Origin of the sequence: Nitrosomonas sp. Is79A3 (assembly GCF_000219585.1) — a bacterium.
In the GTDB taxonomy this organism is placed as follows: domain Bacteria; phylum Pseudomonadota; class Gammaproteobacteria; order Burkholderiales; family Nitrosomonadaceae; genus Nitrosomonas.
Map to the genome: position 1 here is coordinate 2,108,595 of NC_015731.1, position 22,355 is coordinate 2,130,949.

The following is a 22,355-nucleotide window of genomic DNA, read 5'->3' on the forward strand; positions in this document are numbered from 1 at the left end:
TATGAGATATAAAAATAGATTCCTAGTGATAGGGGAAATTAACATTGCCAAGCCGGAAATTAAAATATTGTATTGGCAGTTAAAAGAGGCAGCATTCTATCGAAATTTACCAAGATAATCATCTAAAGCTGCTACATCAAGAAAGTAATGGCAGATCTCTTGGTTAGTCAATGGAGACACTAGCACCGGAATTTTCTCTCCATATAGCGCAATCAATTCCGCATCGGAGTCGATATCAATAACCTTGAAGTTAAAAGATATCCGCTCTTGTATATCTTGCAAAGCAACTATCATGTTTTGGCAAAGGTGACAGTCTTCACGTCCATATACGATCAATGTTTTTACCTCATCCGAGGTAAAGGGATTTAGTTCAATTTTTTTTGTCATCATCAGTAAGTTTCATAGTGATGAAAGTAGTGATGTCCCCTCTTTTAACGAGCAAAGCGATATTTTTCCCGCTTTTTACTTGTTTAAGCAATTCATTAAACTGCTCAATACTATTCACATCCTTACTGTTAAATCCAAGAATAATATCTCCAATACGGATTCCTGATCGACTGGCAATACCGGGTTGCATGTCTTCAACCAATAGTCCGTTAGAAATTTCCAATTGTTTTTTTTGCTCAGCAGTAATCTCACTTAGTGCTAGTCCAAGCCGGTTTGAAGTATCCGTTTTTTTTCCTTGCTTAAGTTTCCGGTTTTCTGCCGCTTCATCAGATGGCGTTTCTCCAACTTCAACCTTTACAGTCTTTAAAGAACCATCTCGCCAAATCTGTATAGAAACTTTTGTACCCGGTTTGGTATTGCCGACTATGCGCGGCAAATCAGCAGAGGTTGTAATTCCTTTCTCATCAAACTGCACTATGATATCGCGGGCTTTAATTCCTGCCAGATCTGCAGGACCGCCCTTTTCCACGGAAACGACTAAAGCACCCTTTCCATCTGTCAAACCAAAAGACTCCGCTAACTCCTTGGTTACTTCCTGAATCATTACGCCAATTCTTCCACGACTAACTTTACCGCTGACTTTTAATTGGTCCGCAATTTCAGTTGCAACATTTATCGGTATGGCAAATGACAATCCCATAAATCCACCCGTCCGGCTGTAGATTTGAGAGTTAATACCGACTACTTCACCCTTCATGTTAAACAAAGGCCCTCCGGAATTTCCCGGATTAATCGCCACATCTGTTTGTATAAATGGAACAAAATTTTCTTGTGCCAAGGAACGTCCTTTAGCACTCACAATACCAGCGGTCACGCTATGTTCGAAGCCGAAAGGCGATCCGATAGCAACCACCCATTCGCCGACTTTAAGATTCTCCGGATTTCCTTGTGTGACTTTGGGCAAATCAGTTGCATTTATCTTGATTAATGCAATATCTGTTTTTCTATCCGTGCCGATAATTTCTGCAACGAATTCACGCTTGTCATTCAGCTTTACAGTAATCTCATCAGCAGTCTCAACAACATGGGCATTGGTCAAGATATAACCATCTGAGCTAATAATAAAACCTGATCCCAATGATTTAGGTTCAGATTTTCTCGGCGCAGGAAAAGGCTGCATATGCCGTTTAAAAAAATCATAAAAAGGTGAATTCTCAGGAATACCAGGTATCTCAGGAACAATTTGATTATTCAGTGTGGTTAAATTCTGTACGGCACTGATATTGACTACTGCCGCACCATGTTTCTCAACTAATCCAGTAAAATCCGGCAGTTCATTGGCCTGTGCCAAAACTGTTGATGAATAGAAAAATAATGAGATTAATATAAGTTGAAGCATGACTTTCATCCTCACAATAAACCTGTGCAAGTAGTTAACGTTTATATGCATGTAATTTACCGATCAATTCGGGGAATATATTGAATTCTCTAATCAGCGGAATGTATGAAGAAAAAACAGGATAATAAATGATTTCAGGCCAAAACGCGCATAGTGACACGTCTTTGAATAATAAGCCAGTATCAGATCAATTTCATTAAACCTTTTAGTCCATGGCAGGAATGCAAATATATTTAGCGCTCTAATTTGCTGGAACCCTATCTTTCTTGATGACAGAATCTCCAATTAATTTTATAGTTTCCAAAGGGACTTCACCAATTGTTGTTATTTTATTATCATCCAGCATGCGCACATATATATTAATTGCGCCACGGCTTGTAAAGAAGCCAGGTAGAGGTGTCGGTGCATCCATAGTAATTGGCTCTATAAAAACAGACACTGTTGCAAGTCCATCGGATAGAGCAATGTGATCCACAGGTATCGGTTTCTCGGCAAAATTACGTTTCATTTCAACCAATTTCCTGAAACCAGCGGGCAGACTCATGACTTGCCACTTCAATTCGCCCGCATTTAAAAAGGAAGTAATTAAATCAGTTACCTTCCACTCATCTTGAACCATGGATTGACTCGGTTTCAATAAATCGGCATGAATCTCCCCATCAATTTCAAGTTGCGCAAATGCGAATTGTTCAATAATTTCGTTACCATTCATTACTGCAGCTTTCAGTAGCAATCCTGTTTCGACGTCAATCCAGAATCGATGACCATGGCGTAAAGAATCTCTTGGTGTCAAAGACAGAACTTGACATTGATGGTCCGTTACTCGCTCAAGTCTGTCTTCATTAATGTAATAGTTTTCATCAATAGTAGTATCAAAAGGCCGGGGAAGAATGTCAGGAAAAAATTTACGGAACCAGCGCTTTTCCGTGTAAATTCTTTTGCTTTCCGGCAGATAACATTTCATTTCGTCATTATTGCGAAAAACGATTCGCGGCGCCCCATCTAAAACTTCGACTTTCTCACGCTCACTAATTTGATCGACTTTATGAACGATACGTGATGTTTCCATATGGCCATCAGCGTAGTAAACAAATGTCCCAGAATAATTGTGCCGACGCGGCGCATCGGCCATTTTCTTCAACCAATCCAGTGCACTTTCAGATGAACGGGGTAACTCCTGTGCGAATGTTGCTTGAAAACTAAATGCTAACAATAAAAGCAATGCGATTATATTGCGGCTAATCATCTACCATATCTTTCGTGATATTCGGTTACGCTATTAACATTAGTGATTTGTCCGCGCATCGTAACCCCTGGAGAGAATTCTCTATGCACAAACAGATAATCATTAATTTCAATCGGGGGATGGGGATAATTATGTATTGTTGGCGGTGAAGAAACTATGGAGGGTGCTATAGTCAAATTATTATGATTCGGTTGTTCCGCCATGATTATTTGCTGGGGCTCATGTAAATTTTGCATGACCAGCCAAGCTGATATCATCGCAATCACAGAAGCCGCCACCGAAAACGCATATATTTTGCGCTTGAGTTTTTTTTCTATGTTAGATACGTTTGGAGAAAGTATGGTTGGTTCGGTTTTTAATTTTTGACTGACGCTAGAGGATATGTTCATTGATAATCGCGAAGATTGTCGGAGCGTGTCACCAATCAGATGATAAGTTTCCCATTCCTCCTGCAAATTATCATCCTTTCTTACTGCCTCGATAACATTCGAAACATCGCGTTGATCAAGTTCACCATCCATTAATGCAGATACTTTACTTTTCACATTACCACCTCTTGTCTTTACTAGTCCCCAATAAAGGACGTAACTGTTCAGATATTGCTTCTCGTGCACGAAATATACGCGAACGAACAGTCCCTATAGGACAGTCCATAATATTCGCGATTTCTTCATAACTTAATCCATCAATTTCTCTTAAAGTAATTGCTGTGCGCAGTTCTTCAGGCAATGAGTCCAGTGTTTGATTAACAGTTTGAGCAATTTGTTTGCTCATCAGTTCACTTTCTGGTGTATTCATTTCCTTTAATAAACCGCTATCCTCAAAGTCTTCAGCGTCCTCATTGTCGAACCCTTGCAAAACGGGCAGCTTACGTCCTTGAGATACCAGAAAATTTTTAGCAGTATTGATACCAATCCGGTATAACCACGTGTAAAAAGCGCTATCTCCACGAAATGAAGGTAATGCTCTATATGCTTTAACAAAAGCTTCTTGCGTTACATCCTCAACTTCAGCCGAATCGCGTATAAATTGCGATAACAAGCGAGCCAGCTTGCGCTGATATTTGATTACTAGTAGATCAAATGCATGCTTATCTCCGCCTTGAACTCTCTCTACTAACTGTTGATCGATCTCCCGATCACCCATACAACACGATCCCTGAGCATTTAAATGAATTTGTAATTTTATTTTTGTTCCATCAAATGTAGCATAATGACACAACAGAACAAGTATACCTATCCAAATCAATCTCGGGAACTACGTAATTACATCTCATATTTTCTAAAGACAATTAACCCTGTTAATTAGTTCACTATTTGACTTTCAGAAATCAAAACACGATAAATCTTTGAATACAGGCATGCAGCACTTTGAGTCTGTTATTATTCAGTCCTCTAATATAATTTAATATAGCCCAGCTTAATGTCTAAAAACAACTTTGATACGCTCATTATTGGCAGCGGATTGGCTGGATTCACACTCGCATTGCATTTAGCACAGCATAAAAAAATAGGTATCATCACTAAGCAGACTGTTGATTCAGGCGCCAGTTCGTGGGCGCAAGGAGGCATTGCAGCTGCGCTATCGAATGATGATTCCCCGTCAAAGCATGTTCAGGATACGCTAATCGCCGGAGCGGGTTTATGCGATGAGAAAATCACTCGCTATGTTGCTGAGAATGCGGCTAACGCAATACACTGGTTGATAGACCAAGGGGTTATTTTCACCAGTGATCAGAAAAATGAAACGGGGTATCACCTTACCAAAGAAGGTGGCCATAGCATGCGGCGAATTATTCACAGTGGCGATGCAACCGGAAAAGCTGTTCAACAAGCATTAATCCAGAAAATAAAAACGCACCCGAACATTTCCGTATTGGAACATCATATCGCGATCGATCTGATTACCAGCGACAAACTACCTGATTATGCGGATACGCAGCACAAACGATGCTTTGGCGCTTACGTTCTCGACAAGAAAAAAGATCGGGTACTGACATTTACAGCGCAAAACACCGTACTCGCAACAGGCGGAGCCAGCAAGGTTTATCTCTATACCACAAATCCGGATACAGCGACTGGCGATGGCATTGCGATGGGTTGGCGGGCAGGTTGCCGGATAGCGAATATGGAATTTATTCAATTTCATCCGACTTGTCTTTATCATCCCCATGCAAAATCATTTTTAATCAGTGAGGCTGTCCGTGGCGAAGGCGGGTTATTAAAACTCCCCAATGGGGATCGCTTCATGCCCTGGCACGATCAACGCGCGGAACTAGCACCCCGTGATATTGTCGCTCGCGCCATTGATTTTGAAATGAAAAAAAGAGGATTGGATTGCGTCTATCTGGATATATCCCATAAACCAGCCAGCTTTCTAAAAGAACATTTCCCAACAATTTACGCCCGCTGTCTAGAACTGGGAATCGATATTACCAAAGAACCGATTCCTGTTGTTCCTGCCGCACACTACACGTGCGGCGGCGTTGTTACCGACAAACATGGTAGAACCGACTTAAATAATCTCTATGCCATCGGAGAAACAGCGCATACGGGATTGCATGGCGCCAACCGCTTAGCCAGTAACTCACTGCTAGAATGTCTGGTATTGGCCCAAGCTGCAGGCAACGACATTCGCAATCAAGCCGCTAATGGGTTACCAGAGCTGCCTGATTGGGATGAAAGCCGTGTTACAGACGCCGATGAAGAGATCGTCATCGCACACAATTGGGATGAATTACGCCGTTTTATGTGGAGCTATGTCGGCATTGTCCGCACAACAAAACGGCTACAACGCGCACAGCGCCGCATTGAGCTATTACGAGAAGAAATCAATGAATACTATATAAATTTTCGTGTCACAAGCGATCTGTTAGAATTACGCAACCTTGTCGACAGCGCCGATTTAATCGTACGGAGTGCAATGCTGCGTCACGAAAGCCGGGGATTACACTATAGCAAAGACTACCCGGATACATTGCCGATAGCCGAAAATACTGTGCTTCAAAGGAAAATTTCTTAAAAAATAGTTTCAAAGTTTGTTCGAATCGGCTTACCTTCAGCGCTAATCAAATAAAAATAGTGATTCTTATAGTATTGCCAGCCTGCGGAAGCCTGCGTTAAACTCATCTCCTTTATTTATAACCAACTTTCATAGCAAACGACGCAAATCCATTGGGCAGATCCGCAAATCGTGCAATGGTGCCAGTATTTACTGGATAGTTATGCCCATTGGGTCAAACAGGAACTCATTCAGCGCAACGACACACCACTCGAACAGGCCGAGCGATTATTCAGTAGCGCCTTTGTGGTGGCTTCACACGGTGTAGAAAATGATCCCCTATTGAATTATGGCAATCAGGCAGCGCTAAATTTATGGACTATGGATTGGCAGCAATTCACACAAACACCATCTCGCTTAACTGCTGAACCGATCAATCGTGAAGAGCGCGCGCGTATGCTAGAACAAGCCAAAACACAGGGCTATATTTCTGACTATCGCGGCGTGAGAATTTCCAGTACTGGGAAGCGCTTCCTGGTTGATCAAGCGATCATCTGGAATATTCACAAACCCGATGGTACTGCAATTGGACAAGGTGCTACATTTTCTTCCTGGAAGTACTTAACTTGTGTTTTCTCTATCGGGATACAAAACAAATTTGCCCAGAACTCAGATCTGGTTTATTCTTTGCCCCCGGTTTGTTAAGACTGGAGAAGTGACCGAGCGGCTTAAGGTGCACGCCTGGAAAGCGTGTGTACGGCTCAAACCGTACCGCGGGTTCGAATCCCGCCTTCTCCGCCAATACAATAAGACAATCTTATGATTTAATTAACTTATTTAGTTATTATTAATTCTGCACTATCAAATTGACTATCAAATCTCAAACCAATTGATAGACCCTCACAGTTAACCTCTCAATCAGTAGTACCCGCCCTCCCCCTTTTTCTATTTTGCAAAGCATAATCCTAAATTCCTCAGTTATAATTTAGGATTAAAATGGCTGTAATCTAATACCACCAATGATTCCCGGTATAAAATGTTAACTGCTCCTCAGTTGCAGCTGACAGGCTGAGAGCAATATGTGACAGCACTTTCAGCAGATTTTGATTATTTCACAAAAATCTCACCTGATTGGTGATGCCATGTATCTTTCAAAAAACCTTAATCAGTAGGGCTCTTGAACGATTTAAGAGTCTTCAACTGAGGAATTTAGGATAATCACCATAAGCTTTGTCAATATCGAAGTAAAAGGGTATCAAATAGCGCGCGAAAAGTGTACGAGTTAGGTTAATAAAAATAGGTACTTAACCTCTTGGTTTTGCGCCTTTGATTTTTTATTTCTTGAGTTTCATCAAAAGCGTCGGATATCGTAAACTAAGACCGATCTGAACAAAGTATTCTGGTAGGTTAAATTTGTATGTGCGCATTTGCCGGATGAACCAGCTTGGTTTAAGCCTTAGGTAGCCGCGCATATTTTCGGAAAGAGCAACGAAGAGATCCGAATCCTCGTTGTAAAGCTCGAAGCCGTTCGAGTAGCTTCTTGAAGTTAGACGATCATAACTTCCAGTATGCTGACAGTTTTCACAACCGAACCCATGAAACCCGGTAAAGACGGTAAAGGCGGTGATTTCCCGATATAAAGTCTCATTAATTTTTATGCTTCTAAACTGTTTTCAGTAATTTCTGCCAATGCTTTTAGATCAAAGACATAGGGAGTTGAATTATGAGAGGACTGGGAATCCTAATTTGCTGGATTGGCAGAAACGGTATGGAACGGAAGAAGCTTGTGCGAAGGCTGCTGATGCAGCAACGCAGGCCGGGATGGTTTCCGTTGCCCTCGCTACGGGCATGATCATGGCTATGTCATCAACGCATGCCATACAACATAGGTGTCCGCCGCATTTCACATGACTGTTTCGAGCTGGGGGAGCTGTCATGTGAAAAACGAAAGGAAACAAAAACTTATTTATCTGGGACCGGAAATGCTCGCAGCAGCTCTGCTGAACCTTGCGCTTCATTCTGATGAAGCAGATGATCTGATTGAACAATTGATGGCCACACCAAAGGAAAATGTTCAACGGTTCAAAAAGAAACTTTCCGACCTGAAACATTCAAGACGTTTTATCGATTGGCGAGGTGCTGCCGGGTTGGCCCGGAAACTTGAAATGCTGCTGCAGGATTTGAAGGCTGGTATTGATGATCCGATCCCAGGAATCGAACTCGTTAAGGTGTTTTACGAGGCCGACAATACCATTTTTGAGATGTGTGATGACTCTAGCGTACTCCGGTATTAATATTGGCGATGTATTGATCTGGTCGATGAAATAATTGTAGACATTAATGAGGGTATCCTAAATTTTGTGTAAGTGGCGGTAATTACTGCTGAGGCATCCTTTCCTCAAACTGAATAGTAAACCTGTTTAACGCAGGTTTCCAATCGCGCAGTGGCATCGTCCATTTCTTGCTGATATTGATCAGTGCCAAATAGAACAATTTAGTAACAGCTTCATCATTTGGAAATGAGCTCCTATTTTTACTAACTTTACGTAAACTCATGTTCACCGACTCAATGGCATTGGTGGTGTAAATGATTTTGCGTATTTCAGGGGGGTAATCGAAGAACGGAATAATACGCATCCAATTGTTACGCCAGGATTTAGCAATTGGCGGATAAGCATCATCCCATTTCACTTCAAATTCAGTGAGATATTGCTCTGCCTCGTCTGCTGTTGATGCGCTGTAAACGCGCTTCAAATCAGTTGCAACCAGACCGCGTTTATTCCAGCCCACGTAATTTAAACTATTACGCACCATATGCACAATTCAAAGCTGTACCGTGGCTTGCGGGTAGACCGCCTCAATGGCTTCAGGAAAGCCTTTTAAGCCATCCACACAGGCGATGAAGATGTCTTGTATGCCACGGTTCTTAAGTTCAGTGACAACGCCCAGCCAGAATTTAGCACCTTCAGTCTGTGAGACCCATAAACCCAGCACTTCTTTTTCGCCTTGCATGTTTATGCCAATGGCAAGGTATACGGCTTTGGTACGCACCGCACCGGCATCACGGACTTTGACGTGGATGCAATCCAGATAAATGACGGGATAGACTGCATCCAGCGGGCGGGACTGCCATTGCTTCACATCTTCCATCACTGCATCGGTAACGGATGAGATCAGTGTAGGCGAAACCTCCGCACCATACATCTCGATCAGGTGACTCTGGATTTCGCGTACCGTCATACCACGCGAGTACAGTGATATGATCTTGTCATCAAAGCCAGTCCAGCGTGTTTGGTGCTTAGAGATCAGTTGTGGTTCAAAGCTGCCCTCGCGATCACGAGGGATTTCAATCGGCAACTCACCAAATTCACCCTTAAGGGTCTTGCTGCTTTTGCCGTTGCGGGCATTGCCAGTGAGGTTGCTGACAGTAGCATGTTTGTCATGACCCAAGTGCTCAGTCATTTCCGCTTGTAACGCACGTTCAATCAGCGCCTTGGTGAGTTGCTTAAGTAAGCCATTCTCTCCAATTAGGTCTTCTGGCTTTTTATAGCCTGATAACAGTTGGTCAATTAAATCGTTGGGTAAAGTTCTTGTTGTCGTCATTTCTTATCCATTTCTGAAAGTAGCAGTTTCCTGCAAAATGACCACTTACACAAAATTTCTTACACCCTCCACCTGTTCAAACTCTTCAGGTATCTTAATACGACCTTTCAGGCTAGTACGAAATGCATTTACTACTGCGCCACCTTCTGGGGCAAACATAATTGCCAAAAACCGAGCAATTGATTTTTCAACACGTGGAAGCATGTAAATTTCAGAATTCCATTAGTTTGATTAAAGTTTCAGGTTTGAAGGACAAATAAACAAATGCATCGGGCTTTATTAAATCTACAAACATTTCACTTTTTACGGATTATCTCTATGCTTTATTTAGGATAGGCACAACAGCTTTGCTCTTGTACCCGGTATAGGTAACAGACTGGCTATGCCAGACTGTGATGACGGATGGTAGGTTCTTGCAACATCGGTATAGCAGCCAATATAAATTTTTACACAATTTTTACGCCACAGCCTTTCAATTCAACTCCATTTTTACACACAATTGTTTATATTGAATAAGTAAATAACTTTAGTGTAAGTATATGGATCTTAATTATTATCTCTGTTTTGTAATTTTGTGTGTAGTATTGATCATAGGGTTGATCGCCAACTACTATCATGAGGAATAAAAGATGAATTGGATTTATTGGCTAACCGGTATTCTTGCTATCTTATTGTTCATATACCTGCTCTACGCATTATTCAACGCTGAGGAGGTTACATGAACACATCACCTTGGATACAAATCGGTTTATTTCTTACTGTTCTCTTCGTTGTTGCCTGGCCTTTAGGCCGCTATCTCGCCAGCATATCTGATGGGCAACTAACACGCCGCTTCATTTGGTTGGATAAATTCGAACATGGATTCTGTCGTTTTATTGGCACTAATCCAGCAGAAGATATGCCATGGCAACGTTATGCAACAGCTATCGTGCTATTCAATGTTATAGGTGTGGTTGTTGTGTATGGCTTACAACGTTTCCAGAGTGAATTGCCTCTGAATCCTCAATCACTTGGCGATGTTTCTTCAGATTCAGCCTTCAATACAGCAATATCCTTTGTCACCAATACCAACTGGCAAGGTTATGGTGGCGAATCGACGATGAGTTATCTGACGCAGATGCTCGCTTTGACGGTACAGAACTTCGCATCAAGTGCAACCGGTATCGCCGTTGTTATTGCACTGATCCGAGGCTTTACGCGAAAGAATGCTGCTGGTATCGGTAATGCCTGGCTCGATTTATCACGTTCAATATTCTATGTGCTATTGCCACTGTCTTTAGTATTCGCATTAATTCTAGTAAACCAAGGAGTCATTCAGAATTTCAATGCTTATCAAGATGTCAAGCTGATAGAACCGCTTGAATATGCCGCACCGAAGCAGGATCTTAATGGTCAGCCGTTGCAAGATGATCATGGGAACGTGATCATGGAGACGATCAAAACAGATAAACAGTCAATTGCGATGGGGCCGGTTGCATCGCAGGAAGCAATTAAATTGCTCGGTACCAACGGTGGCGGTTTCTTTAATGCAAACTCAGCGCACCCTTTTGAGAACCCAACACCGCTCACTAATTTTTTGGAAATGATCAGCATCTTCCTGATTCCGACCGCACTCTGCTTTGCTTTTGGTCAAATGGTCGGAGACCAACGGCAAGGATGGACAATTCTTGCTGCGATGACTGTGCTATTCATTACGATGGCAACCGTTGCACTGTGGTCTGAATCCCACTCGAATCCACTTATCACCCAACTGGGTGTGGATGGTTCAATGGGCAATCTCGAAGGTAAGGAAATCCGGTTTGGCATTATTTCTTCTGCATTATTTGCGACGGTCACGACAGCTGCCTCTTGTGGAGCGGTCAATGCGATGCATGATAGTTTTCTGCCATTGGGCGGTTTAGTTCCGATGGGATTGATGATGCTCGGTGAAGTTGTGTTTGGTGGAGTTGGGGCGGGGTTATATGGGATGCTCATATTCGCTATGCTCGCCGTTTTTTTATCAGGATTGATGATCGGCCGCACACCGGAATATTTAGGTAAGAAGATCGGAGTATTCGAGATGAAGATGGTGTCGATTGCGATCCTGGTTGTACCCATGCTAGTGCTCGGTGGTACCGCAATCGCCGTTGTTACTGAAGTAGGCAAGGCGAGTATGGCTAACCCGGGCGCACATGGACTCTCCGAAGTGCTGTATGCATTCACTTCGGCTGGAAATAATAATGGATCCGCCTTCGCGGGACTCTCATCTAATACACCTTTTTACAATATTCTGCTTGCTATCGCAATGTGGTTTGGGCGATTCGGCGTCATTATTCCCGTACTAGCCATTGCCGGCAAATTGGCAGCACAACCCAAACTCGCTGTAACCGGTGGAACGCTACCGACCCATGGGCCGCTGTTCGTCATCTTACTCATTAGTACAGTACTCATATTTGGGGCACTCAACTATGTCCCAGCGTTAGCGCTTGGCCCTATCATCGAACACTTGCAGCTATTCTCACACTAACAGGTAGGAGTATTCATGAAAAAAACACGAACCCTTCCTTTATTCGACCCAGTATTGATTAAACCGGCACTCCTCAATGCGTTGAAGAAACTTACACCGCAAGCGCAATGGCGTAATCCGGTTATGTTTGTCGTCTGGGTCGGTAGTGTCCTCACGACGATATTGGGTATTGATGCCCTCGTCGGCCATGGCGAAGCACCAGCAGGATTCATTTTTACGATTGCTGCATGGCTATGGTTTACCGTTTTATTCGCCAATTTTGCGGAAGCACTCGCTGAAGGTCGAGGCAAAGCACAGGCAGCAGCCTTGCGCGGTGCGCGGAAGAATATTATTGCAAAGAAATTAGCCGAACCTAAGCGCGATGCAAAAATTACGACTATCGACTCCATATCGCTGCGAAAAGGAGATATCGTGCTCATTGAAGCCGGCGATTTCATTCCGGCTGATGGTGAAGTCATCGAAGGTGTTGCTTCTGTCGATGAATCCGCTATCACCGGAGAATCTGCACCGGTTATCCGCGAATCGGGCGGCGATTTTTCAGCGGTTACTGGCGGCACGCGCATCCTATCGGATTGGCTGGTAATTCGCGTGACAGCCAATCCAGGAGAGGCATTCCTGGATCGCATGATTGCAATGGTAGAAAATACCAAACGTAAGAAAACGCCAAACGAGATAGCGCTAACTATTTTGCTCGTTACGCTCACACTGATATTTCTATTCGTATGCGCGACGCTATTACCGTTTTCAATCTATAGTGTTGAGTCAGCAGGATCTGGCTCACCGGTATCCATTACCGTTTTGGTCGCACTCCTGGTTTGCCTTATTCCGACGACAATCGGCGGCTTGCTGTCAGCGATTGGTGTAGCTGGAATGAGCAGGATGATGCAAGTGAACGTGATTGCTACCTCTGGGCGTGCAGTTGAAGCCGCTGGCGATGTGGATGTATTACTGCTCGACAAGACGGGAACAATCACACTGGGTAATCGACAAGCATCTGCCTTCTTGCCAGCACCCAATGTTCAAACTAAAGAATTAGCTGATGCCGCACAGCTCGCCTCGCTAGCCGATGAAACACCAGAGGGCCGATCCATCGTGGTGCTTGCAAAACAAGAGTTTGGGTTGCGTGGTCGCGAATTGCATAATGCGGTTTTCGTGCCTTTCACTGCGCAAACGCGCATGTCCGGCGTAGACTTTGGTGATCGCAAGATCCGAAAAGGCGCAGCAGATACGATTCGTACCTATATCGAGAATCTGGGGAGCACATTTCCTGAAAGCGTCGAGGTTCTGGTTGACCAGGTATCACGCCGGGGCAGCACCCCTTTAGTCGTGGCCGATGGCGCCCGCGTGCTCGGTGTCATTGAACTCAAGGATATCGTTAAGGGCGGTATCCGAGAGCGCTTTAGCGAATTACGAAAAATGGGCATCAAAACAGTGATGATCACTGGTGACAATCGCCTAACTGCCGCTGCGATTGCCGCCGAAGCGGGTGTTGATGATTTTCTGGCTGAAGCCAAACCCGAAGATAAACTTAAATTGATTCGGGAGTATCAGGCACAGGGACGATTAGTTGCCATGACCGGCGATGGTACTAACGACGCACCTGCTCTTGCGCAGGCTGACGTAGCCGTTGCCATGAACTCCGGTACGCAGGCAGCAAAAGAGGCAGGCAATATGGTTGATCTCGATTCCAACCCAACCAAGCTGATTGAAATTATCGAAACCGGTAAGCAAATGTTGATGACACGTGGGGCACTGACAACTTTTTCAGTCGCTAACGATGTCGCCAAGTACTTCGCAATTATTCCTGCAGCATTTGCTACCACTTACCCACAGTTAAAGATGCTCGATATCATGCAACTAAACACGCCCTCATCGGCAATTCTCTCAGCTGTAATCTTCAACGCGATCATTATTGTGTTTCTGATTCCACTGGCGCTCAAAGGTGTGAAATACCAAGCTTTGGGTGCTGCTTCGCTATTACGTAAAAATTTGCTGATTTACGGTCTGGGCGGTTTGCTCGTTCCATTTATCGGTATCAAACTGATTGATGTCCTATTAGGTCTTTTAGACCTCGTTTAATCGCAAATCAGGAGCTATGATGAAAAACCTCATCCGTCCAGCCATCACATTATTTATTTTGATATCGCTCATTACCGGCTTACTTTACCCACTTGCAGTTACCAGCATTGCACAAATCGCTTTTCCGGAACAAGCGGCTGGCAGTTTGGTGAAGCGTGGTGAAGAAGTCATCGGCTCTTCCCTGATTGGACAGAGCTTTTCTGGGCCAACCTACTTTTGGGGCCGCCCTTCTGCAACTTCTCCAATGCCTTATAACGCGGCAAATTCAGGCGGTTCTAATCTGGGGCCAACTAATCCCGTATTGATAGAAGCAGTTAAAGAACGTGCCAAGAACATACTTGCAAGTCACCCGGATAAAGCGGAAAAAATTCCAACGGATCTTGTTACTGCATCAGCAAGTGGTCTGGATCCACACATTTCACCCGCCGCAGCGTATTACCAAGTCGAACGTGTTGCAGCAGCCCGCAATACCGGTGCGGCTATAGTCAAGTCACTGGTTGATCAATCGATTGAAACGCCGCAGTGGGGTTTATTGGGTGATTCGCGCGTCAATGTCTTACGCCTTAACTTAGCCCTTGATGCATTGGAAAAATAATGACTGATGAGCGCCCTGATCCAGATCATCTGTTAGCGGAAATCAAGAAAGAGGAAATTGCTGCACAGCGTGGTAAGCTAAAAATCTTCATCGGAGCTTGTGCTGGAGTGGGCAAAACCTACACCATGCTTAATGCCGCTCAACAACGGTTAGCTGAAGGGATTGACGTCGTTATCGGTGTGGTTGAAACCCATGGGCGTAGCGACACCATAAAGCTTCTGGAAAAGCTTACCCTATTGCCATTACATGAAATCAAATACCGGGAAAAATCACTGCTTGAGTTCGATATTGATGCTGCACTGCAACGAGCGCCGCAGTTAATCATCATTGATGAGCTCGCGCACACAAATATCGAAGGCTCGCGGCACGCAAAACGCTGGCAGGATGTTGACGAGCTCTTGGCGAGTGGAATTGATGTTTATACTACGCTGAACGTCCAGCATCTTGAGAGTTTAAATGATGTTGTTGGCAGCATTACCGGCATCCGCATCTGGGAAACGGTCCCGGATCGCTTTTTTGACAGCGCAGATGATGTGACCTTAGTTGATCTGCCACCTGACGAGCTATTGGAGCGACTTAGGGAAGGCAAAGTCTATGTACCCGAGCAAGTCGAACATGCTGCCAAAAATTTCTTTCGCAAGGGTAATCTGATTGCTTTGCGCGAACTTGCTTTGAGGCGCACGGCCGATCGTGTTGATTCACAAATGCGTGCTTATCGTGCAGATCATGCAATTGCCAATGTTTGGCAGACGCGGGAACGTATCATTGCCTGTATTGGTCCGGGCCCTCTGGGTAATAAGCTGGTGCGCAGTGCCGCTCGCCTGGCGAAAGAGCTGAAAGCTGACTGGCACGCAGTATATGTTGAAACACCAGCACTTCAGCGTCTATCTAAGATTGACCGGCAACGTATTCTTGATCATCTTACATTAGCTGAAGAACTCGGCGCAGAAACGGCAACGCTCGCTGGCAGTGATTTAATTGCAACATTGATTGCTTATGCACAAAGCCGGAACGCCAGCAAGCTAGTCGTTGGCCGCCCGGTGGACTTACCCTGGTTTCAGCATTGGCGTCCACGTTTTATCGATGCACTAGCTCGATTTGCGCCCGATATTGACATCTATGTAGTTGTCGGCAATGAGAAACCTACACGAATTAAGAACCGGGAAATCAAACCTGGCACGATCAAATGGTGGAACTATGCTTGGGCCACAATCGCGTGCGGGGTAACGACAATATTAGCTGCAGGACTGTTACATATTTTCGATTTATCAAATGTTGTCATGATATTGTTGTTAACCGTTGTGGGCATTTCGATCAAATTCGGTCGAGGTCCCGGCGCATGGGCCGCAGCACTGTCAGTTATGTTGTTTGATTTTTTCTTTGTACCGCCACGATTCTCATTTTCTGTTTCCGATGTGCAATATCTATTCACTTTCGCCTTGATGCTACTAGTCGCCTTAACCATCGGACAGCTTGCAGCAAAACTACGGTTTGAAGCGACTATTGCCAATTTACGCGAACGGCGCGCCCAAGCACTGGCAGCCCTTTCCAAAGAGTTGTCTGGCGCATTAACTGTTGAGCAAGTAGTTGAGATTGCAAACCGCAATGTAAGTGGGACATTTAATTCAGCAGTAGCGTTGCTCCTGCCCAGTAGTCAAGAGAAAACGAAAGTAGCTGGCACCTCATCCTCTCAACCGACAACTGATATCGCTGTTGCGCAGTGGGTTTATGATCATCAATTGCCTGCTGGTTTTGGCACACACACTTTGTCTGCAGCTGTTTCACATTACCTGCCACTTAAGGCACCGATGCGCACTCGCGGGGTACTCGTTCTCGAAGCCAAGGATTTGCTTTTTCTTAATGAGCCGGAGGAAAAACGCCTACTCGATACCTTCGCGGCACAAATTGCACTGGCTTTGGAGCGTGTTCACTATGTCGAGGTTGCACAGGATGCGTTAGTCTCGATAGAGGGGGAACGGTTGCGAAATTCATTACTTTCAGCGATCTCACATGATTTGCGGACTCCATTGACCGCTTTAGTAGGATTGGCCAGCACACTTACCGATACTAATCTCCCAGAAAACTCCCAAAAGGAACTTGCACTCGCTATCCGGAACGAGGCGCAACAAATGACTGAGTTGGTCACAAATCTACTCGATATGGCACGATTGCAGGCCGGTGGTGTGAAGCTGAAAAAGGATTGGCAGTCGATAGAGGAAATTGTTGGTAGCGCATGCATGCAACTGCATCGTGTAATGACCACAAAGAAACTGATTATTTCGATTCCTGCTAACTTACCTTTATGTGAGTGCGATCCAATTTTGATACAACGAGTCATTGTCAATTTGCTCGATAATGCTGACAAATTTACACCCCCTGGCAGTACGATTTCCGTTTGTGCCACTGCCGGAATTGATGAGCTGGCAATAGTGATCGAAGACAATGGGCCTGGTTTACCTCTCGGCCAAGAAACCAAGGTATTCGATAAATTTGCTCGTGGGGAAACTGAATCGAATAAACCAGGCGTTGGTCTTGGATTGGCTCTTTGTAAAGCAATCGTGGAAGCCCATGGTGGAAAAATTTCTGCAGAAAATCGAGTCGATGGTGGAGCCCGCTTTACTCTAACGCTGCCACTTGGTATCGCACCCATACCAGAAGAGCTGTTATGAAAATACCTCGCATTCTGATTATCGAGGATGAAAATCAGATTCGTCGGTTCGTACGAATAGCGCTGGAAGCAGAGAATTTTGATGTCATAGAAGCGGATAACGGTACGCGGGGTTTAATTGAAGCCTCTACTAGGCAACCTGATCTTGTCATTATTGATCTTGGCTTACCGGATCTCGAAGGAAAAGAAGTCATTCGGCAAATCCGTGGTTGGTCGGAGATGCCTATTGTCGTATTGTCCGCCCGTGATCGCGAAGAAGAAAAAGTCGCAGCGCTTAACATAGGGGCTGATGATTATTTGACAAAACCTTTCGGTATACCGGAATTGGTCGCGCGCGTTCGGGCTCACTTACGTCGGCGTCAATCCAATGAAAATCAAGGTGATCCAATAGCGCACTTTGGTGATGTAACCGTTGATCTTGCAGCACATACAGTAACACGTGCTGGCATAGAGATTCACCTCACACCGATTGAATACCGATTATTACTGACTCTCATCAATGCGCGCGGGCGGGTAATAACGCATAATCAGCTTATGCTGGCAGTATGGGGGCCCAATTATTCAGAGCGTTCACATTATCTACGTATTTACATGGGGCATTTGCGACAAAAACTAGAACGTAATCCAGCTCAGCCTGAATTTCTGCTTACTGAACTTGGGGTAGGCTACCGGCTGGTATAAGACAATAGCCTCAGAACCATTTTCGTTTAGGGTGAGTATGAATTAAACAAAGCATTGAGAAACTTGAATAGTAGTAGCTTGACTTCCCGTGCAAATTAGCCACGAAACCTCACTGATTCTATAACGGTTTGAAGTTTCCATTGACCATATTCGAGTTAGATTAATACAACTTTTGTAAATTAGATCCATGATGACCACTACTACTTCAGATCATACTGTCCGCCATTTCCGTGAAGTGCTTTTCTGGCCAGTGCAAATAATGCCGCTTGCGGGTGTCAAAAACGCACAACCCCACTGGGAATTGCTGGCACAGGGCGGCAAAGACAATCCATGGCGCAGGCTCAAAGACCGATTTCAAGCGGATGAGCTTGATTTTGCTGAGCGGCACTACAAGGAATTCGTTACCTTTTTGCCCTATGTTCAGCGTTTTATCTACGGCGAAACCCGCAGTCATATGTCCGATAATGCGTCTGATCCGCCCGGCAGTTCGGCAATCAAGATATTCCGAAGATGCGGGGTTTCCGCCTTACGACTGATTCTGCGCGAGGGCGAAGCACCCATCACGCTGGCTGTGGAGCATATCGAACTCTGGTTTTTCGACGACATCAACGTAGCTTTCCTCAAAGTGGAATTGTCTGCCGCCGATCTACCGTTCGCCTGGGTATGCGACCTGCTGTATCGCTTTGGCCGCGCCTACCCTACAGGCTGGGATGAAGACGGTCACGGCAAGCACAATGTCCACCGAGCCGAGTGGCTGTCTGCAGACGGTGCGGTTCTCGCCGTGTCAGATTCAGATAACCAGGAGAAATTTCTCTCCTACACCCGCGAGCACCGTTCACCAGGCATTTCAGAACACTGGGATTTTCTCCTGCGCCCCTTGGTGCTGGATCCATCGAAGGAAACCGGAATCTTGCGCTACCGCCAGATCGAATACCACCGGATGCCATTGATGGCCTTCCTGGCAGTGGACAATCCGCGCGTCATAAGTCGGGAAAACTGGCTGCGCCTCGGCCTGGTCGCCACCCTCCCTCCCGATGAGGCGTTGCCAACGCATGATCCGGACGTAGCCGAGTTCGAGTCACGCTACTGCTATGACCGCTTTTGGACCGATACCGAGGCCGGCCCCAACACCCGCTTCCTCTGCACCGGTCGCGCCTTCCTTGTCGTTGGAGATGCGCATGATGACTATTTCCATGACCAAACGAGCGGCATCTTGGCCCAGTTCCGTCACCAGTATGTTTTGTTGTTTTTGATTACACATTTCCACCGCGCCTCGCTGCTGGTATTTTCCAACCGCATAGCAGATGCGGTGCATGACCTGGATATTCGCGAACCGCAATCTATAAATCGTTTCCGGCGCAGAATTTATGCCGGTTTCGAGGCTTTCCTGCGCTTCACCCACCGTTATTGGTATCACGAATTGTCCGAAAGATCCCACGTACAGGCACTCTACCGCTTGTGCAGCAAACATCTGAGCAACGATTCCCTGTACCAGGAGGTGAAAGAAGATCTGCGGGACATGAGCCAGTATCTCGACAGCAACACGCAGCGCCAGCAATCCACCACAATCGTCCGTCTCACCGTGGTGACCACGTTCAGCATGATCGGCACTGTGACCACCGGCCTGCTCGGCATGAATCTCCTGGCCGAGGCCGACGCCCCCATCTCCACCCGCCTGACCTATTTCTTCATCACCACGCTGATCACGGCACTACTCATGTTGTTGGCCATTCTCAAGTCGAAGCAGCTCTCGAGTGTAATGGACATGTTGGCTGATGACCAGAAAAGCTTGCGCAGCCGTCTGGCCGGGCTGGGCAAGGCATGGCAGCGCAACCCGCCCAAGCCTTGAATGATCAATGTTCTGCTACCTCTAGGCGTCATCTGCTTATTACTACTTTGAGAAACTCGGAGAAAGTTGATTCGCGGATTCCACGGACTGCTTTGGTGGAATTGCCCGACATACTTGCCGATATTGTACTGAGGTTATTTTCTTAATAATGCTTCCATGCTGTTTCCATTTTTTTCTTCTCTGTATCTCACAAGTGACACCGCAGGTTATGGGTCTTCCGTGAGCCATGATGTGGCGGATATGATTGACTTGGTGCTCTGTTCCACATATTGGGCAGTGATGTAAATAAGAATCGTTGTTGCCTGTCCTGTTCACGCCCGAAGAGATACTCTCGATCTTCGCTGCATGCGCGGTGGAAAGAATAGCGGACAATACTCCGTCATAACGAGTGTCATCGGACGTAACTTCCAATCGCATATGATCTTCACGCTGGGCAATGTGAGTCCCACAATACCAGTCGCTGAGTTCACTGATACATGTTCGATGTGGCACCTGGGCAATTACCAATTTATTCGCGCCTGCGATAAAAACCACTTTACGTATTGCCGACATATCCGAAGCGCTTACTACGACTATGATACGTTTCATGCTACTACTCCTTCTCTAACAATTTCACAAAACACAAAACAAACGTTAGAAGAAACAGCGTAAAAACGTTGTAAATTACTAGCTACCGCCTGTAAAGAATTCGTATATAAATAGTGGAGACGGGATGAAAGCCACTCTCCCTCCCGATGAGTCGTTGCCAACGTATGATCCGGACGTGGTCGAGTTCGAATCACGGTACTGCTATAACCGCTTCTGGACCGACACCAGGAAGTTCATAGCAATGAAGCTTTGCAGATACTGCAATGTGAATCACTCTGTTATGACCCTTACTTACTTTCTGTAAAATGAAATTGTAGTAAAAGTCTGATTCTAATTTAGGAAAATTAGGTTTTCAAAAATATCATCGCTAAAGAAAGCTATAAGAAGTAAGAAAAAAAATTGTGGCAAAATTGTGCCAAACTACACTACAATTATCCAAGTTTGGTACAGTGTGACACTGAACTTACGCTTAGCAAGCATTGCAAGTGATTGTTTTTTATATATCTATAAATTATAGTTATGTTTCGTAATCATTAAGGCAATCTTCCAAATTATTATAGGTACAAAAGCTTCGCTCTTGTACATAGAATTAAGACAGACTGGCTATGCCAGACTGCTAAGGCGGGTTGATTCAAACCCATCTAATCTCAAATATCAAACGTGACAAATCTGACGATTATTGGCGAGTGTTGGCGAGCACTAGCGGGTATATTTTCAATAAAAACAGTTAATTAATACACCTGCTAATCCGCAGGTCCCAGGTTCGAGCCCTGGTCGGGGAGCCAAAAAGGGCAAAAACCATCAAAAAGCTTTCTGCAAAATGAAGTAAGTCAGGATAAAGACAATCCGCGCTCTATTGGGCACCCTGGGTTAGTGCTTGGTAATCTGTGTCTACGTCGTAACCACGATCTTCTCCAACTGTGGCTCCCGATTTTGTGTTGGATTGCAACAACTTAAGAGATTCTTCCCGTTCAGCTATTCCTGTTGCCGCCGATACGCTGACATCTACTACCAGGCCGTTACGGTTCTCCATCAATACATGCCCCATGTAGCACAGACGACTGGCATCGCCGTCACTCTTGCGCACCAGACGTGCATCGGAATCAGTGGTCGATTCATGGGTGGCGTTACTGCGCTTTTCCCCTGCAAAATCACGGCTCGGGTTGCGGGTGTGATCGTCCGGCAGATTGCTGCCGCCATTCTTGCGTATGAAACTTTTGTGCAAAGCAACAGGCTTCCAGTTGTGTGCCATCAATGCTGAAGTGCTCGTCACCACTTAATTCCACCCACTCTGCCAGTTGTTTGACACCTGCAAAGAAATGCCCGGACACTTCGCTATCCAACAAACGACACCCCGGTTCTGGGTAAAGATGTTGTGATCCCATACCGGATCGTCTATGTCCAACCTAACAAACCAGCGGTACAGCAGGTTATATTCAATATGCTCGACCAGTTGCCGCTCGAATCTGATCGTAAACAGTACCTGCAACAGCGATGTTCTCAATAATCGCTCCGGCGGTATCGAGAGGCGGCCTTCTTTCGAGTAAACAGCTTCAAGTTGATGATCCATCTCCTTGAGTATTCCATCCACCAATACTTTCAAAGGGGCAGTGCATGATTACCAGGAATCCTTTCTTCCAGATTGACATAGCTAAAAAGCTGTTGTCGTAAGTGTTCAATTCCGCGCATAATTTATGAGGTGAGGGGGACATGAAATTTTATCCGACTCGGTGGGTTTTTCAACGGCCTGTTAC

General features: G+C 45.2%; 19 protein-coding genes, 1 tRNA gene and 1 pseudogene. 11 read left to right on the forward strand and 10 right to left on the reverse strand.

The window, feature by feature from the left end; genetic code table 11:
* Positions 1 to 96: 96 nt before the first annotated feature.
* The 5 genes from NIT79A3_RS09670 to rpoE form a co-directional block, all read right to left on the reverse strand.
* Positions 97 to 390, reverse strand: coding sequence for a glutaredoxin family protein (locus NIT79A3_RS09670; RefSeq protein ID WP_348225594.1), 294 nt, complete (start codon positions 388 to 390; stop codon positions 97 to 99).
* Complete coding sequence (locus NIT79A3_RS09675) at positions 371 to 1,786, reverse strand: DegQ family serine endoprotease (protein ID WP_013966019.1); 1,416 nt, start codon at positions 1,784 to 1,786, stop codon at positions 371 to 373. The genes NIT79A3_RS09670 and NIT79A3_RS09675 overlap by 20 nt, the downstream gene beginning before the upstream one ends.
* A 241-nt stretch (positions 1,787 to 2,027) precedes the next feature.
* Positions 2,028 to 3,032, reverse strand: a complete 1,005-nt coding sequence (locus NIT79A3_RS09680; RefSeq protein ID WP_013966020.1) for a MucB/RseB C-terminal domain-containing protein — start codon at positions 3,030 to 3,032, stop codon at positions 2,028 to 2,030.
* A complete protein-coding gene (locus tag NIT79A3_RS09685; protein WP_013966021.1) occupies positions 3,029 to 3,577 on the reverse strand; it encodes a sigma-E factor negative regulatory protein in 549 nt (182 codons plus the stop codon). The genes NIT79A3_RS09680 and NIT79A3_RS09685 overlap by 4 nt, the downstream gene beginning before the upstream one ends.
* A 1-nt stretch (position 3,578) precedes the next feature.
* On the reverse strand, positions 3,579 to 4,178 hold the full coding sequence (gene rpoE, locus NIT79A3_RS09690) for an RNA polymerase sigma factor RpoE (RefSeq protein WP_013966022.1): 600 nt from the start codon (positions 4,176 to 4,178) through the stop codon (positions 3,579 to 3,581).
* Between the two features lie 276 nt (positions 4,179 to 4,454).
* Between rpoE and nadB the strand changes: the two genes are divergently transcribed.
* The 5 genes from nadB to NIT79A3_RS09715 all read left to right on the forward strand — a co-directional run bounded on the left by nadB (position 4,455) and on the right by NIT79A3_RS09715 (position 8,326).
* Entirely contained in the window at positions 4,455 to 6,053 is a 1,599-nt protein-coding gene (gene nadB / locus NIT79A3_RS09695; protein ID WP_013966023.1) for an L-aspartate oxidase, read from the forward strand.
* A 171-nt stretch (positions 6,054 to 6,224) separates the two neighbouring features.
* Positions 6,225 to 6,737 (forward strand): MEKHLA domain-containing protein, encoded by a 513-nt coding sequence (locus NIT79A3_RS09700; protein WP_013966024.1) that lies wholly within the window; start codon positions 6,225 to 6,227, stop codon positions 6,735 to 6,737.
* A gap of 4 nt (positions 6,738 to 6,741) precedes the next feature.
* Positions 6,742 to 6,833, forward strand: a tRNA-Ser gene (locus NIT79A3_RS09705).
* Positions 6,834 to 7,778: 945 nt separating this feature from the next.
* Positions 7,779 to 7,943, forward strand: a complete 165-nt coding sequence (locus NIT79A3_RS19130) for a hypothetical protein (protein ID WP_198009445.1) — start codon at positions 7,779 to 7,781, stop codon at positions 7,941 to 7,943.
* Positions 7,944 to 7,969: 26 nt separating this feature from the next.
* Positions 7,970 to 8,326 carry a DUF6880 family protein gene (locus NIT79A3_RS09715; protein WP_041360299.1) on the forward strand — a complete coding sequence of 119 codons (357 nt, stop codon included), beginning with the start codon at positions 7,970 to 7,972 and terminating at the stop codon, positions 8,324 to 8,326.
* Between the two features lie 82 nt (positions 8,327 to 8,408).
* Here the strand turns inward: NIT79A3_RS09715 and NIT79A3_RS09720 are convergent.
* Positions 8,409 to 9,635: pseudogene (locus NIT79A3_RS09720) on the reverse strand (IS256 family transposase).
* A gap of 45 nt (positions 9,636 to 9,680) precedes the next feature.
* On the reverse strand, positions 9,681 to 9,839 hold the full coding sequence (locus NIT79A3_RS18760; protein WP_013966027.1) for a hypothetical protein: 159 nt from the start codon (positions 9,837 to 9,839) through the stop codon (positions 9,681 to 9,683).
* Between the two features lie 514 nt (positions 9,840 to 10,353).
* Between NIT79A3_RS18760 and kdpA the strand changes: the two genes are divergently transcribed.
* The 6 genes from kdpA (at position 10,354) to NIT79A3_RS09750 (ending at position 20,013) form a co-directional block, all read left to right on the forward strand.
* Entirely contained in the window at positions 10,354 to 12,141 is a 1,788-nt protein-coding gene (gene kdpA, locus NIT79A3_RS09725) for a potassium-transporting ATPase subunit KdpA (protein ID WP_013966028.1), read from the forward strand.
* A gap of 15 nt (positions 12,142 to 12,156) precedes the next feature.
* Positions 12,157 to 14,220 (forward strand): potassium-transporting ATPase subunit KdpB, encoded by a 2,064-nt coding sequence (gene kdpB, locus NIT79A3_RS09730; protein ID WP_013966029.1) that lies wholly within the window; start codon positions 12,157 to 12,159, stop codon positions 14,218 to 14,220.
* 16 nt (positions 14,221 to 14,236) lie between these two features.
* Positions 14,237 to 14,815, forward strand: a complete 579-nt coding sequence (kdpC, locus tag NIT79A3_RS09735) for a potassium-transporting ATPase subunit KdpC (RefSeq protein WP_348225595.1) — start codon at positions 14,237 to 14,239, stop codon at positions 14,813 to 14,815.
* Positions 14,815 to 17,484, forward strand: a complete 2,670-nt coding sequence (locus NIT79A3_RS09740) for a sensor histidine kinase KdpD (protein ID WP_013966031.1) — start codon at positions 14,815 to 14,817, stop codon at positions 17,482 to 17,484. The genes kdpC and NIT79A3_RS09740 overlap by 1 nt, the downstream gene beginning before the upstream one ends.
* Entirely contained in the window at positions 17,481 to 18,164 is a 684-nt protein-coding gene (locus NIT79A3_RS09745) for a response regulator (RefSeq protein ID WP_013966032.1), read from the forward strand. Before NIT79A3_RS09740 ends, NIT79A3_RS09745 begins: the two co-directional genes overlap by 4 nt.
* 187 nt (positions 18,165 to 18,351) lie before the next feature.
* Positions 18,352 to 20,013, forward strand: a complete 1,662-nt coding sequence (locus NIT79A3_RS09750; protein WP_013966033.1) for a CorA family divalent cation transporter — start codon at positions 18,352 to 18,354, stop codon at positions 20,011 to 20,013.
* A 42-nt stretch (positions 20,014 to 20,055) separates the two neighbouring features.
* On the opposite strand, the gene NIT79A3_RS09755 is transcribed toward NIT79A3_RS09750, so the two are convergent.
* The 3 genes from NIT79A3_RS09755 to NIT79A3_RS18320 all read right to left on the reverse strand — a co-directional run bounded on the left by NIT79A3_RS09755 (position 20,056) and on the right by NIT79A3_RS18320 (position 22,171).
* A complete protein-coding gene (locus tag NIT79A3_RS09755) occupies positions 20,056 to 20,601 on the reverse strand; it encodes a hypothetical protein (RefSeq protein ID WP_013966034.1) in 546 nt (181 codons plus the stop codon).
* Positions 20,602 to 21,454: 853 nt separating this feature from the next.
* The gene (locus NIT79A3_RS18315; RefSeq protein WP_156797058.1) at positions 21,455 to 21,874 is read right to left on the reverse strand and encodes a hypothetical protein; all 420 of its coding nucleotides are present in this window, start codon (positions 21,872 to 21,874) and stop codon (positions 21,455 to 21,457) included.
* A 3-nt stretch (positions 21,875 to 21,877) separates the two neighbouring features.
* Positions 21,878 to 22,171: a transposase gene (locus NIT79A3_RS18320; RefSeq protein ID WP_083817959.1), complete on the reverse strand. Its 294-nt coding sequence runs from the start codon at positions 22,169 to 22,171 to the stop codon at positions 21,878 to 21,880.
* Positions 22,172 to 22,355: the final 184 nt, after the last annotated feature.